Annotated in this window: 12 protein-coding genes; all 12 read left to right on the forward strand. The window is 65.8% G+C overall.

Annotated features, from left to right (window positions below):
* Nucleotides 1-11 precede the first annotated feature (11 nt).
* The 12 genes from MSM1_RS20460 to MSM1_RS20515 all read left to right on the forward strand — a co-directional run bounded on the left by MSM1_RS20460 (nt 12) and on the right by MSM1_RS20515 (nt 14,995).
* Nucleotides 12-521, forward strand: coding sequence for a hypothetical protein (locus tag MSM1_RS20460; RefSeq protein WP_213445963.1), 510 nt, complete (start codon nt 12-14; stop codon nt 519-521).
* An 87-nt stretch (nt 522-608) separates the two neighbouring features.
* The gene (locus tag MSM1_RS20465; protein WP_236057301.1) at nt 609-3,062 is read left to right on the forward strand and encodes an ATP-binding protein; all 2,454 of its coding nucleotides are present in this window, start codon (nt 609-611) and stop codon (nt 3,060-3,062) included.
* Nucleotides 3,063-3,450: 388 nt separating this feature from the next.
* A complete protein-coding gene (locus tag MSM1_RS20470) occupies nt 3,451-5,265 on the forward strand; it encodes a hypothetical protein (protein ID WP_213445967.1) in 1,815 nt (604 codons plus the stop codon).
* Between the two features lie 25 nt (nt 5,266-5,290).
* Complete coding sequence (locus tag MSM1_RS20475; RefSeq protein WP_213445969.1) at nt 5,291-6,418, forward strand: C40 family peptidase; 1,128 nt, start codon at nt 5,291-5,293, stop codon at nt 6,416-6,418.
* Between the two features lie 25 nt (nt 6,419-6,443).
* Nucleotides 6,444-7,076: a hypothetical protein gene (locus tag MSM1_RS20480; RefSeq protein ID WP_213445971.1), complete on the forward strand. Its 633-nt coding sequence runs from the start codon at nt 6,444-6,446 to the stop codon at nt 7,074-7,076.
* On the forward strand, nt 7,076-9,817 hold the full coding sequence (locus tag MSM1_RS20485) for an FtsK/SpoIIIE domain-containing protein (protein ID WP_213445973.1): 2,742 nt from the start codon (nt 7,076-7,078) through the stop codon (nt 9,815-9,817). The genes MSM1_RS20480 and MSM1_RS20485 overlap by 1 nt, the downstream gene beginning before the upstream one ends.
* 15 nt (nt 9,818-9,832) lie before the next feature.
* Complete coding sequence (locus tag MSM1_RS20490; RefSeq protein ID WP_213445975.1) at nt 9,833-10,222, forward strand: hypothetical protein; 390 nt, start codon at nt 9,833-9,835, stop codon at nt 10,220-10,222.
* A complete protein-coding gene (locus tag MSM1_RS20495; protein ID WP_213445977.1) occupies nt 10,222-10,416 on the forward strand; it encodes a hypothetical protein in 195 nt (64 codons plus the stop codon). Before MSM1_RS20490 ends, MSM1_RS20495 begins: the two co-directional genes overlap by 1 nt.
* Nucleotides 10,413-11,321, forward strand: a complete 909-nt coding sequence (locus tag MSM1_RS20500) for a hypothetical protein (RefSeq protein WP_213445979.1) — start codon at nt 10,413-10,415, stop codon at nt 11,319-11,321. Before MSM1_RS20495 ends, MSM1_RS20500 begins: the two co-directional genes overlap by 4 nt.
* Before the next feature lie 2 nt (nt 11,322-11,323).
* Nucleotides 11,324-13,168, forward strand: a complete 1,845-nt coding sequence (locus tag MSM1_RS20505; protein WP_213445981.1) for a bacterial transcriptional activator domain-containing protein — start codon at nt 11,324-11,326, stop codon at nt 13,166-13,168.
* Nucleotides 13,169-13,174: 6 nt separating this feature from the next.
* Nucleotides 13,175-13,408: a hypothetical protein gene (locus MSM1_RS20510; RefSeq protein ID WP_213445983.1), complete on the forward strand. Its 234-nt coding sequence runs from the start codon at nt 13,175-13,177 to the stop codon at nt 13,406-13,408.
* A gap of 6 nt (nt 13,409-13,414) precedes the next feature.
* Entirely contained in the window at nt 13,415-14,995 is a 1,581-nt protein-coding gene (locus MSM1_RS20515) for a Fis family transcriptional regulator (RefSeq protein ID WP_213445985.1), read from the forward strand.
* The last annotated feature ends 97 nt before the right edge of the window (nt 14,996-15,092 follow it).

Raw genomic sequence — 15,092 nt, forward strand, 5'->3', positions numbered from 1 at the left:
GTGGGCTAAGCGTGTTCGTCGCCAGGTGGTACACACGGGCCAGCCGCGTCCGCATCGTCATCGCCAAGTTCGATGGGCGCTGGAAGCTGCCAGGCGGGCCCTATCCCATTCCGGAACTGATGGCCCTAGTTGGCGGTATCCTGCTCACCCTGTTTTTGCTGCCACGGTTCGGCCAGCCGCTGCTCACTGGAGCGATCGGTGTCGGTCTGACAGCTGTCGCGGTTGGCGCGATGCGCCGCATGCCGTACTCGCCGGTGAAGTTCAGCACGCGAATTCATCGGATCATGCTGCTTTACACCTGCCCGGTGAGCATCAGCTCCGGCGATGACATGCGCGCCGCCGTAACCGTGTCCACAGTGCGCCCGACCGTGACCATCCTCGATGCGTTCGGCGCGCCACCGGCGAGGTCACGGGCACGGCACGCGCGTGCTGACCTGGGCGCGCCGGTCGCTATCGCTGGCAAGGGGTTCGATGACTTGTTCGCCGAGCCGTGCAGCGCCGCCGCCGAGCTTTTCACCTGATCGCCTACCACGCCTTATTGACTCGACTAAGGATCACCGCATATGGCCAACCACCTCGACCAGAACCTGCAACCGACAGTTTCCGTTATGGGCAACCTCCGCCGGATGCGGGACGGGTCGATTTGGGCCGACTATCGGCTCAGCGGTCTGCCCTACGGGTATACCAGCGACGAACGCAAATACGACACTCTCATCCACCACAAAAATTTGATCCGGGCTCTGCCGAACAACTCAGTGATCGCCGGGGTGATTGCCGCGATGAACCCTGACGAGATTTTGGCGCGGGCGATCGCTGGAACGGATGTCAACACGCACCCGATGTGGCGTGAAGAGTGTGAAGGAAAGCACGAGTTCTTTTCCTCAGCGGTGCGCGCTACTGAGCGGATCTTCCTCGTGTCGTTTCCTGTCACCGATTCCGATGTGGTCACCGACCTGACCGGGTTGAGGGTGGCAGGTCGGCGATCGATGGAACGTGAGCGGGTCGAGATGAGCAAGGCTGCTGCCGTGGCGGCAGAAATCGTGTCGCGTCTGCCGTCGGTGTTCAAATTCGAGCCGCTGACCGCTGCGCAGATGGTGTGGCTGTGGAATCATGCGCTTTCCCGCGGCGGGCGCCCGGAGGTGTTTCCAACATCGATCTCGTCGAACGTGTCATCGCCGGCCGGCGCTTTTGCGATGGCCGAATTCGATGAGGGTGTGCGCCGCGGTGAACGGAAACGGTGGCGGCCGAGCAGCTTTGCGCCGTTGGTGAAGATCACCCAGCCAGGTCGCATCGGCGCGGCGGAATCCTGGCAGACGCTGCTGGCCATCGAAGCGCTTCCACTGGAAGGGCTGCAGTTTCCCGGCTCTGAGTTCTTCGCCATCGCTGATCGGGTTGATGGGTTCGATATCGACTGGGCGGCCCGGGTGAGTAAGACCAGCCGTGAGCAGGCGATCGCGCGCAACACTAAAAACCTGCGGCGGCTCAACGAGCAGGTGACTGAACGTGACTCGGAGGTGTCGTTCGCCCAGGACACCTTGAGTGAGCAGGTGCTGCTGCTTGGTGAATACAACACTCACCTGGAAAGCAACGACGACGAGATCGAGGTGTCGTTGTGCCCGATCTTCGCTGTCGCGGGCACTAGCCGCGCCCGCTGCGAGGACGGGGCGCTCAAACTGGTGCAGGCCTTTGAGCGTAACCGCATCAAGGTGGTCGCTCCGCTGGGCGGGCAGCGGGAGTTATGGGCGGCGATGAACCCCGGCGGCGCCAATCTGCGAGTTGTCGAGGATTTCTCCCACGTCACCATCAGCGAATACGCGGCAGCCAGCGTGCCGTTCGCGACCAACGCAGTCGGTGATGCCCAGGGCCCGATCATCGCCTTGAACTTGTCGGGTCGGCGCAATCAGCCGGTGCACCTGGAGTGGTGGCGCGAGCCGCTCAAAGACGCCTCTTCGGCGGTGGCGATCGCCGGTGAACTGGGTGCGGGCAAGACCTGGCTGATCATGTACATGCTTTTTCACCTGGTCGATATCGGTGGGCAGTTCTTGGCCATCGACCGTACCGATTCCGGCGAATACGCCCGACCGGCAGCAACCTTGGGGCGGCACGCGATCATCGACTTGATGAGGCCGCAGTGGTCGATGGATCCGCTGCGCACCTTCAACGCCGATATCGGTGTCGATGCCGCCGTCGAACTGCTGACCCCGCTGTTTGAGTGCGAAGCCAACTCCCCCATGGGCATGACGCTCGGTGAAGTGCTGCGCCCCGAGTGGGGTGTGCGCTCGATTCCGGAGCTGCTCGCCGTGCTCGAGCGCGGCACCAACGCCGGCAAGCTGCCCGACGGCAAAACCCTGCCGGCGGGGTGGGATGAGCTGCACCGCCACCTGTCGTACTGGTCGGGGCGGCGCTATGCGGCCGCGCTGTTCGACCCCAACCTGCCGTCGCTGGATTTGAACACCCAAGGCATCGTCATCCGCACCAACCGGGTCGAAGTGCCTACCGGCGAGGAGGCCGCCAGCCGGGAAGCGTTGTCCCCGAGCAAGGTTTTCGGGCGGGCGATATATGGGCTGTCGATGGAATTGGGGCGCCAAGCATTTCAGCTCAACAAAGCCCGCCCAGCGGCGGTTGCCCTAGATGAGGCTTACCACGTCACCTCCACCGCGACCGGGCTGGCCCGTACCGCGCGGCTGGCACGCGATGGCCGCAAGGACAACATTTCGCTGATCTTAGGCAGCCACGACCCGGTCAACGACTACCCCGCTGGCACCGCACTGGACCTGATCCCGATGCGGTTCGTGATGCGCCACCGGGACGAAACCCTGGCCAAGCGATCACTGAAGTGGCTGGGCATCGACCCGGACCGCAACCCGCACATCGTGCGTGACCTGACAACCAACACCTCACCGAAAGGCGCCGACGGCAAGGTCGTGCCCGGCCGCGAAGGCGAGGGCTACATGAAAGACGCCCGCGGGGCGATCGGGCGCATCAAGGTGCTCGGCCCGTCTTCGCCGCTGCGCCGCGAAGCGATGAGCACTACTCCCCCAGATCACGCCGCAGTCGCCTAACCACACACAGGGAGATCACATGGCATGGACCGTCGGCGGCGGCGTTGATCGGCTGACCCGGCCTTCTTCGGCGCAAGCCTCGCCATTTATGGCGGGGTTAGCCGATCCCGTTCGTCGCCGGGCGCAGCCCGGCGCTTGGAGCCAGTGTGTCTGGCCGGTGTTGTCAGATCGGCCCGCTATGCTCGTTGTGGGTTCGCAGGGCAGGACATCGCCCGGGGCCGGAACCCAGGTAGCACCAACTCGCGAGGCCGCGGCAACACCAGACACCTGCGGCGCCCGCAAGGGACAGAGCGAGTCGGCCCGAACCGCCTCCGGCGGGCGGCCTACGGCGGCGCGCAACACTGCGCCGAGACAGCCGAACGCTGCGCGGAATCCCACGACTTCAGTCGTGGGAGATGTCAAAGGGTGCAGTGCCTGGGTTCAGTCCTGGACCCCGGTCGTGTTGCTGCGGTGGTGCTGGCGGCATCGCGCATTGACCGCCCTAACGGTGGCCGAGTTCGTGCTGCTGATGGCTGGGGCCGCTACCGCCGCGGCCGACCCGGGTACCGGCGCGGATACCGACGCCGGCGGCGATGTGCTGATTTCCTGGATGGGCATCAAAGACACCGACAGCGTTCCGGTCGCCAAATACACCCTCACCCTCAACCAGGGCGGCTGGGACGATCCAGTGTCTAAGGCGTGCGCCACCATCGCCTCAATCTGCTACGAGGTCTACCTGTGCGTGACGACGACCGCGCTGTGGCTGATCAAGTTTGTCCTTAACTTCGAGTGGCTGAAATTATTCACCGGGCCGTTCCAGACGATCGGTCGCGGCGTGGACACAGCCATGGACCGGTTCGGGCTGGCTGCCAGCGCGCTGGCGATCCTGGCGATCATCGTGGTCTGCACCGTGCTGGCCGGGCGGACCGCCAAGGCGATGTCCAACATCGCTATGGGGCTACTCATGGTCGGGTTGGCTGCAACGGTTTTCGCTAACCCACTCAGTGAGCTTGTTGGCCCAGAAGGGTTGTTGGCCAAAGGCCGCGACACCGGTCTGCAGATCGCCACCGCGGTCTCCGATGGCGCGATGACCGATCAAGGCGGCAAGGCCAACGTCGACGACATGGTGGCGCGGCTGGCTGACAGATTCTTGCGCAAACCGACCCAAATGATCAATTTCGGGGAGGTCAGCGACTCCATCTCACGCAAGTGCCGGAAAGCCTGGAGCGCAGGGATCCAAAACGGCCGCGGCGACAAGCTCAAAGACGACATCGAGGGCTGCGATTCCAAAAAAGGCCCCGCCATGCACCAAAGATCGATGGGCAGTCCGGCGGCTGTTCTGGTCCCGCTGAGCATTTGCAGCATTCTGGCTGTTTTCCTGGTCGCCTTCGCCTGCTACTTCGTGTGGCATGTGGTGCGGGCTGCGGTGCAGGCCATGCTGTATGCGGCCCTGGCCCCGCCCGCATTCGCCATCGGCGTCATCCCGGGCGGTCCGCAGACATTCGCGTGGAAAACCGTCCTGGACTGCGCGATGGCGTTTGCGGCGATGATCATCTACACCGCGGCGTTCGGCGGCTACAACGTCATCCTCGACGAGGTCTTCAAAGAATCGAACGCCATCAAGGCGATCTTCATGACCGCGCTGGTGCTGGCGTTCGGATTCGCGTTCTTTGGGCCGCTGCGGCGCATGTTCGACCGCCACCGCGACACCATGGCCGCCAAGCTCGGCGGCACCACCAGCGCCACCAGCCAGTCCGGACGCAACTGGTTGTCCACGGCCGCTGACCTATTACGTGTCAAAGAGGAGGTGGCTCGCCAGCTCGGCCGGCAGCGCGGCCGCGGCGGCGGCACCGGGCGCGCACCTGGACGTATCGAACCAGAATCCGACTCATCTAGCGGCCCAAGCGGCGGCCCAAGCGATGGCCCAAGCGATGGTCCAAGCGGTGGAGGCGGCGGCGGTAACGGTTCACCGGGGCCGGTGTTCGTTGCCGACCCGGATGCGGGCGGGCAAGGAACTTCGCCGGGCAGTGAACCCGAGGCATCGCCGAGCAACGGTGGTCGCCACCGTAGCCCGCAGACAGCCGAACCGGTGTCAGTCGACATCGATAAAACCCGCGCACAAGAGCGGTTAGCTGAGGCTATTCGGCTCTCCAAGGCCATGCGCGGCGGCCCAGGGGTAGCCGGTGCCGGCGGCGGCCGCTACGCGCTGCCTGAGGTCGCCTGACAGGGGCCGGGGGCCGATGGAGCCGATGGAGTGGGCGGCGATCGCGCGCACAATATGGGCGCACCGGCGCAAAATCTATGCCGCACTTGCTGTGCTGGCGCCGTTCGCGCTTGTCCCGCTGCTGCTGGTGTTCCTGCTGTTCACCGGCGGCGCGACACCGTCAGCGACCGCGGGGTTGACCCAGCAATGTCAGCGCCAGCTGCAAGACCAGGGTATTAGCCCCGACACCGGAGTGTCGTTCGGCTCGGGCCCGATCAACAACGGCAAGGCGGTCATCGCCGCCGGCCTGCAGATGAAGGTCCCCGAAAAAGGCATCATCATCGGCTTGGCCGTCGCCATGGAGGAATCCGGGCTGCGCAACCTGGCCAACACGAATGTGCCGGAGTCCCTACGCATCCCGCACGAAGGGGTGGGCCACGACGGCAAGTCCGTGGGCATCATGCAGCAGCAGCCATGGTGGGGCGCGCTGCGCGATCTGATGACCCCCGGTGTGGCGGCGCAGAAGTTCTTCACCGCCCTGCTCAAAGTCGGGGGCTGGCAAAACATGGCTCCCACCGTGGCCGCCCAGGCGGTGCAGCGCTCAGCGTTTCCCGACGCCTACGACCAATTCGTTGCGGGAGCAACAATGTTTTACCGCCAACACCTGCATGAGGTGCTGACCGCCTCGGGTTATCCCGCGCCGCCGCAAGCAGCCCAAGACGACAGCGGCCGCGATATCTGCGGTGTCGTACGCGACCCCAAAGCCAACGCACCGACCAACCTGGTGCCTGGCACCGCCGCCGGCGTGGCCGCCGCCCGCGCCGCCGAGACCCAGATCGGGTTGCCCTACGTGTGGGGCGGCGGATCGATCAACGGGCCTACCGGCGGGGGCTTCGACTGCTCAGGCCTGGTGCTCTACGCCATCTACCAGGGCTCAGGGCATCGAATAGTGCTTCCCCACCTCACCTATGACATGGTCCATTACGGGAGGGTCGTGCCGCGCACCGCTGTGCAGCCCGGAGATCTGGTGTTCTTAAACCCCGACTCGCGCGGGCCGGGTCACGTCGCCATGGTGGTCAACCCTTCAACGATCGTCGAAGCCAAAGGTTTCGGTATCCCGGTGAAACTTTCGCCATTTCCCGCTCACTTCGTCGTCATCAAACGCGTCCTCTAACAACCCCGGAAAGCAGGCAGCATCAATGATCAGGCAGCGCTCATCACTGGCAATGCGGAGCCAGCGGTTGCGGGCGTGGGTGCGGTGCATCCCGGCGCGCACACGCCTGGGTGCCGGCATCGCGGTCATCGCACTCGCTGGGCTGATCTGGCAGCACCACAGCCATACCGAGCAGGCCGGCGGCCCGGCAACACAACCGCCGGCGGCCAGCTCACCAACCTCGCCGCCGGCATCGGGGTCGGCTGAGTTCGGCGACAACCCCGACGTCGGGCAGCTGCCGGCCCCCACCGTGGCGCCGCAGGCTGCCTCCACGGACGCGGCCCGGGCTGTCGCGGCACGGTTCGCGACAAACTTCGCAACTCCCAACGGCAATCGTGACGACTGGTTGGCGCGGATCTCTGCTGATGTGTCGCCGCAGCTGATGGAGCAATACCGGCTCACCGATATCCGCAACGTTCACCAAGCCTTGCTGAACTCAGTACAGGGCCCACTCGATGAACGAGACGGGGCGGCGGCGTTTCGCGCCACCTACAACGACGGCTCCCAGATCGAAATCCGTTTAGAGACAGCCGCTGACGGTTGGAAGGTCGTCAACGTACTACCAATCAGCAGCGAAGCCGCCCCCGCGGCGCCGACACCTGCCGCCGAGGGGCAGTGATGCGCGGCAAGGCTGAACCGAAGGCGGCGGCGCCGCCGGCGGCGGCGAGTCGGCCCTATGCCACCAGCAGCGCCGAACTCAACCTGCCCAACAGTCCAGGAGAAACCGCAGCAGAACAGCGACAGTCCGCCGAGGACTGGCGCTTGATCCTGCTGGCCGGCCTGGTGGTGGCCGCGCTGTGGCTCTACACCAAGGGGTGGCCCGCCGCCCGCCGCATACTGTATTCGCCCTCGCCGGTGCGGGATTACCTGCTGCCGGCCTCAGCGCACCCGATCTATGTCATCGCCGGAGTCGGTGTGGGCTGGTTTTGGATTCTGTTCATCGCCGCCCCCTTGGTGGCCGCCACGATTGCGGTCCTGTGGTGGGCGGTGCTGGCCTGGTCCAATCACGCCGCCCGCACCGGCCATATGGGGAATGTGCGCCCAGGGCAGGCCTGGACCGGCGAGCAATACCCCGCCGTCCCGCTGATCCTGATCGCCGCCGCGATGATGTTGGGGGGCGCCGGGGCGGTGTTGCGGTGGGCAGGGCCGGCGGCAGCCGTCTTGCCCGGGCGGCTGCTGATGGTCGGGCTGCTGGTCGCGGCCGGATTCGGGGTCGCGCAGTTCGCGCGATGGGCTTGCGCGCGGGCCATCATCACCAGCCAACTCAACAAGATCACGTTTCTGGCGTCGCCGGCGTTGGGATGGCCCCATCTGCGTGCCGGGCGGGTGCTGGCGCTGCGCTGCAGCTACCCGCGCAAACACAAGCCGTTCCCGAAAGTGGTCAAGCTGCTTTACAGTCTGCATCCGCGATCAGTGAACGACGAGCTCACCGCCGAGGTCGCCGCGATCCTGCGAGGGGTCACCGGCCGCACCTACACCGTCGAACACGACGCGTTGACCCGCACGCTGATCGGCACCGAAACGGCGATCGTCGAAGCCGATACCGTCGCCGACGCCGAAACAGTGCTCGCACCGCTGGTGGCGTCGTGGTTCGACGCGGCCGCCCATATCGCTTCGGTCACCGTCGACAAACCCGCGAGCATCGACACCGGCAACAGAACAGCCCTCGACGAGCCAGGGACGATGAAACCGCAGGCAGGCATCGATGAGGAGCTGGACCAGCGGTCCGCGGCAACCAGTAACGACGCGATCGCCGCCCGGATCCGGGAGTTCACCGTCGGCTTCGCCTACAACCTGAGGGTCAGCTCGGCCTACCGCCGAGGGGTCATCGAAGGGATGGTCTCTGATGCGCTCGGCGGGTCCTGGGAAGCCGAGTGGAGCATAGCGTCACGTCGGGTGCGGTTCGTGCGCAGCCCCGGCCTGCCCACCATGGTTGATCCACCGCTCGATTTTCCGGTCGTGACCCGGTCACGCATTCGCGCGCTCTACAAGCAGACCGTCATCCCGTTCGGCATCGACGCTTACGGCAACACCATCAGCTGGGACTTCAAACAGTCTCCGCACATGCTCATTGCCGGGCAGACCTCCTCCGGTAAGACCTCGGTGCTGATGACCGTGGCGACACAGTGCGCCCGCCGCGGCTTCAACGTGGTGGAGATCGACCCGAAAGGCTTCGACTCGCCGGGCATGCGGGACTGGCCGAATGTGTCGTTGGTGACCGCCGGCACCGACGAAGACGGCCTCGTCGGGCACACCGCGGCCCTGCGGTTCATCGCCGACACCATGCGAGAACGGCTCTCACAAGTGAAGATCAACCCCAACCGCGCCGACGACTTCGACCCGATCATCGTGATCACCGACGAATTCTCCAACCTGGTGGTGGCGTTGGCCGAGTTCTACGCGACCTACAAAACCAGCAAGGAAAAAGGCGCCCCACCCACCACCAAGGACGTGGGCATTCTGCTGCGAACCGCGCGGGCGGTGGCCATCCACATGGCCATCGGCATCCAGCGCCCGGACACCATGTTCATCTCCGGTGAGGCGCGCGACAACACCGCGCTGCGGGTCGCGATGGGCCGGCTACGAAGCAAGGACGCCGCGATCATGATGTTTAACGATCCTGTCGCCGGCACCCGGGTGCAGCCTGGTATCAAAGGACGCGGGACCGTGCAGCTGCCCGATGGCAGCTTCCGCGAAATGCAGGCGTTCTACACACCGAAAATCCCGGCCACCGAGCAGCAGTGGGCGGCGTTATCTGATCGCGAACGCGCCATTCTCGCCGAGCTGCGCAACGTTGACAGCTTCTGGCCGCGCCGTGTGGTTGACAGCGCGTTACGCGGATACGATCCCGACGATCCAGAGCAGTCGATGTCGTTTGCGCAGATCCGCCAATCACCGATCGTTTTGGCCAGTGAGCGTCCCGATCTGGATCCGCTCAGCGAGCAGTATGTGCAGCCGGTGACCGTGGTTCACCAGGCCACGATGGACGATGCCCACGACGGTGCGCGCGACTCACAATGGGGCGAAGATGGGCTGCCTGGCGCGGTGCCGGCTGCGGCATCATTCGGGGCGCCAGTCGACGGGTTCGATGACGATTATCTGCCGACGATCGACGACGAATACAGCGCCCCGATGCTGGTCGCCGCCAACGAGCTTACCCACGGTGATCTAGTGGACGTTTCCGTTGACGGTGTCGGCGACTGGAAGTACGTTCACGCTGAGCCTTACCTCAGCGAGGATGGTGACGGTGTGGACTGCCTGGTGATCCCTTATCGGGACATCGATGACGGCAAAAACACCGGCGACATCGAGGTCGATCCCTATGAGGTGGTGACCGCTCGCAAACTGCATATGCACTAGTTCAAAGGAGGCGGGATGGCGCCCAGGAAAAAGACCGGCCGGGCGGCCGCTGAAGCGGCGTATGCGAACCTGCTCAAGGAAAACACCGCTCTGGTCGGCGATGTCGGGGAAGCCTGGGACACCTACGTCACCAAGCTTGAGGACGCCGCCGCTGCCCGAGAACGCTACGAGCAGGCGCGCGCTGCTGCGGTTAAAGGCGGCGCGGTCACTAACGACCAGCTCGATCAAATGGGCTACAAACGAACCGCGAAGCTGCCCGAGCCGCCAGCGCGATCACCTGCCGAGCCAACACCTAACAGCGGCGCCGAAACGCCGGCTGACCGCTCATTTCACTCGCAGACCAACAGTGCCGCAGCGGGGCCGGTGTTGGCCTCGGTGGGTGCCGCTAACCCAGGAGGGCATTGATGAGTCCGATCGAGGCGCTTGCACAGGAATCCCAAGAGCAGCATCGCCGCTACTACGAACTATTTGGCACCAACCCGGTGCGTGGTGACGGGCTGCGCGAACTCGCCGCCTACTGCCGCGAAGTAGCCCAGCAGGCACGCGACATCCGCCAAGGTGTGCTTGCGCTGCACTTCTCCACGGCGGTGACCGGATGAGCGGCGGCCCCTACGCCCAGGTCACCGGTCTTGATCACGTGCCGCTAGACGGCTTCGCCGGCGCGGCCGGCGACGGCGGCGCCGCCGCCGACGGCTCCGCCGGCGTCAACGTCACCGGCGCCAACGATGTTGCCAGCAACGCCGAGGCTGAGGCCCGTGAAATCGCCGCGGTGCCTGATCCGCAATCACCGGCCGGGCAGGCCGCGATCCTGGCGATCATCGAGAAATACCAAGCCAAAAGCGCCGGCACAGTGGAAGGGGCGTCGGCGGCGGAGCAAGCCAACGGCGCCCAAGCCGCCACAGGCAGCGGCGGCCATCATCACCGCGACTCCGACGACGACAGCAGCGGCGACGGCGATAGCCGCGGCGGGTCTGGATTACTGGACATCCTCAGCCAGTTGCTCGGCTCCGGCGGTTCAGGCTTGCAGAGCATGAACCCGTTCGGTCAGGGGATGGGGATGAGCCCAATGAGCAGCCCCTACGGTGGTGCCGGCGTCAACCCGTTTGGCGACCCCTACGGCACCCAGCTGGCCGGCGCGGCCAGCCCGGCCGCCAATCCGTTCGCCGACCCGCTGTCATCGCCTAGCTCACCGGCCACGACAACCGCCGCCTACAACGCTGCCAGCGATCCGTTCGCCAGTTCCCCGTCCAGCGGCACCACCGCAACGCCGTCCAGCAACACCACTGCGGCCGCCGACCCGTTCACCGAATCCAACGCCGAGGGCGGTGACAACAATGGCGGGCAAGGCACCGCAGGTGCTGTCGCGACGCCCGGGTCCGGCTCCGGCAAGGGCGCCGCGGGTGGGTCAGACACGTCCAGTGTGGATCTGGGGGCGTTCTCCGGCGGCGACGGCTCGGCTGTGCCCACCGACCCGGCCGCCACAGGCTCCGGCAGCAGCAAGTAGCAGTGTCAACCGCCGTCAGCAGCGCCCCGGTCACCTCCTGGTGGTACAGGCAAGGCCGCGCGGTTGACGTCGTGCGGCGCCTAGAGGCGCTGTCCGCGGTGTCGCCGCCGCCTGGCCCAGCCGGTGTGGTCACCGCCCGCCGCGACGAACTGGCGGTGACCTTTGTTGACGTGCTCAAGGGACAACTGCCCCAGCCCTGGCAGCCCACCGGCGGTCGTGAGGCGCGCATCGGCTGGGACGTTGTCGATCCCGGCCGCCCACCCGACCCCAACCACCCGGTGTACCTGGTGGTGTTCGGCACCACCGACGACGGCGCGCTGATCGGGTTGAATCTGGCCGCGTTTCCCCGGCTCCGCATCGAAGGCGACCCTGCCACCGCCACCGCCCTCGTCAGACGATGGCTACTGGAACTGCTGGCCAGTCATCCCGGCATCACCATCGGCGTCACCGACGATGTGTGGCGCGGCCCGTTGACCACCCGGGTGCAGCCGGTGACAGCCGGCCGTGTCCCCGATGTCGACGTGCTGGTATGCGGTGCGGCACTGACCTACGCCGACCGCGCCCACATCGTGGCCGCCTCCACCAGCCCGATCCTGATCGACCTCGGCCACGACGCCGCCGTGTCCACCATGTGGACCATCACCTGCGGACCCGATCGACTCGGGCAGATCAGCCGGGGATCGTCGCGACTGACCGCCACACTGATCATCCCCAGCAGCGAAGTCGTTGACCAGTGCGCGGACCTGGTGGTCGACCGACCCACCGTCGCAGGCACACCCCATTCGACCGCGTCACCCGGTCGAGCCGACGACAGCGGCGACGAATTCGACCTGGACTTCACCACGGCCCACATCGACCCACAACCGACTGGCCTCGATGAGCCAAATCCGCTGCTCGACAGCTCCGAGCCGGCCACCGGGTCTGCCGGCAGCGCAGCGGCGGGCACGATGAACGACCCACCCGCGCCAACGCCCCCGGCTGCGGTGCCCAACCTCGAACCCAGCGGCGCCAACCAGACCGCAACAGCCGGGGCCGACCGCGCAGGCGACAACGGTTCGACTGTTTCCCCAGCCAGCCCGCCCGCAACAGTCGTCGACAACAGCGCAGACCACGCGCCACTCGATGCACCAGTCATTGCGCAAATCTGGAACCGCATCCTCGGCCAGGTGGCTCTACACCCCCCACACAGCAGCCAAAAGCCGGGGCCGCGAGAAAAGCGGCTCAACGAACTCACCGTGTACCTACAACATCACCCATGGGCCAGCAGCGCCGACATCATCGGCTGCGTCTACCGCGGAGCGGCCTCAGACAAAACAGTGACCCAACAGCTGTCAATGTTGCGCGCCCGGCTGGGCGTCATACGCCCCGGAGGCCCAAAAGCGTTGCCACCGATGAGCGAGGGCGGATACCGCCTAGATCCCGTGGTGCGCTCCGACTGGATGGAATTCGAGCGGCTCGTAAAAGTCATCGCCGAAACCACACCCACCCCCAACCTGGTCGCGGCGATGGACCTAGTGACTGGGCCACCGCTGGGCGGGATACCGCCGAAAGAATGGGCCTGGACCAAAGACCTGCGCGACGAGCTGCGCGACCGCATCCCCGCGGCCGCCGTCGTGCTGGCCCGCCGCCACCACGAGGCCAAACGTTACGCGGCGGCGGTCCAAATTGCGCGTAAAGGCTTGTGGTACGACAATGCGCGGCAAGACCTATGGGAGGTAGCGCTTCAGGCGGCGCTCGACGGCCACGACGACGACGCGTTCCGCGCGCTGCGCGGACAGTTCCTCCACACCATCCCCGGCCCGGAGCGGGATCCGGCCGTCTTCGACCTCACCGCACGGGCAGGATAAGGACGCATGCATTCCATCACTGTGACGCAATTCAAAGATGATGACGACGAGATCATCACCACCGCTGAGACAGACCCGTCGGCGTTGTCGGTGTCGGTGCGCAGCACCGGTGAAATCGTCGACGTCGATGCGCCGGTCGACAAGCTACGTTCCCTAGGCATCGACGGGTTCAAAGAACTGTTCATCGTCTGCGCCCAGGCGGCGTTCGCCCAACGCTACGACCCGCTGCTGGCCGAGTAGACCACCATGGCATTGAATATCGATCCCGACAGTCTGCGCGCAACGGGGAATCTCATCGAAACGGCTGGCACCGTGTTGGAGCTTCAACTCGGTGATGACGTGCCGGCCTGCGGTCAAGACGAGGTGTCGCAGGCGGTGATGAGTAATCTCAACGCATGGCAGCGCTGGCTAGTCCAACACGTGCGTGCCGGCGTCCAGCAGGCTTTCAGCGCCGCCACCGGCATCCACGACACCGCGGCGGCCTATGAGACGCAAGACCATGCGGCGGCCGCCCGTTACTCAGGCGGCTGCGGTGACACCGCAGCAACCCCCACGGTTGCGGCAAGCGTCCCCCCGGCACCGCCCGCCCCGAGCGGCCCCCCGCAGCTGACGCCTATCCCCGACATCAGCGGCCGTAACGGCAAGCAACTTGCACTGGCACTGGAATCAGGTGCCGGCCCGGGGCCGGCCATCGCCGTTGCGGGGCGCCTGGATGGGTTGGCGAGCCAGGCGATAGCCGCTAACAGCGCGTTGACCGCAGCCCAAACACAACTGCTGGCCTCCGGTGAATCAGCGGCCAGCTGGCCGCTGATGACCCGGCTGACCCGGGCGATCGCCTGGACCGAAGCGGTCGCCGGGCACGCCAGCGCGCTGTCTGCCGGCTATACCAGTGCTGCGAGCCTGCACACCAGCACCAAGACCGCAGTCGGATCCTCAGCGGAGTGGGAGGCCACCGAAACCGCCTACCGCACAGCGGTTTCCACACCCGGCGCCGAGGCCTTGGCGCAGGGTTACCGCATCAAGCTGACCGGGATGCAGCAGCAAGCCAGCACCGCCATGACCGGCTATCAAAGCGCCGGCGAAACGTCGAGCACGCCGCCGGGAACCCTGCCTGATCCCGGCCTGGATCCCAACAGCATTGGCGCGGCCGGCCCGGTCGCCGGCCCAGCCGGAGACACGGCGGACAAGCTCAAAGATGGCGAGCAGCACGCGCCAGAAGCTCCGGAAGCTGAGGAAGTATCCGGTATGCAGGACATACTGAGCGCGCTGATGGGTGCGCTGAGCCCGCTGATGGAATCGGTCGGCCAAGCCAACCCGTTGTCGTCGCTGGGCCAGCTCGGCCAGCAGTTAAGCCAGCAAGCCGGCGACTTGGCCAAGGCAGCCAAACCGGCCAGCTCGCCGATCAAACCCGCCGCGCTGGTTAATGCCCACCGCGGCGCTGGCAGCGGCCATAAAGGCGGCGGTGGTGGTTCGATCAAACCCGCCGCCAGTCTGGGTGGGGCGGTTCATCCCGCCGCGCTGTTCGGAACCCCGGCCTCCTCACCGCCGGCCACACCGATCAAACCGGCGGCCGCGGCCAGCGGCGCAAGTCCCAGCGGCGCCAGCGGGATAGGCATGATGCCCATGGGCCATGGTGCCAGCAAGGATAAACCCTCCAAGATCAACAGTTACGAGCAACCGCTACCTGAGGTCGAAGACACTGGCCGTCCAGGAGTGCTGCCTGGCAGCGCCAAACCGGAGCCCGTGGTCAATCCGGAGGTCAAAAACGCCGTCAAGGCGCGCCTAGCCGCCCGCAAGAAAGACACCTCCCCCACCACCGATAGCTAATCGAATGCATTGTCAACAACGCTTGTTTTGCCCCTGTGTCCCACGGCTGTGCCACGCTGACGGCATGATCGATCAGCGGCCACGGTCGGCGAACATC

The organism is Mycobacterium sp. SM1 (genome assembly GCF_018361265.1).
GTDB lineage: Bacteria > Actinomycetota > Actinomycetes > Mycobacteriales > Mycobacteriaceae > Mycobacterium.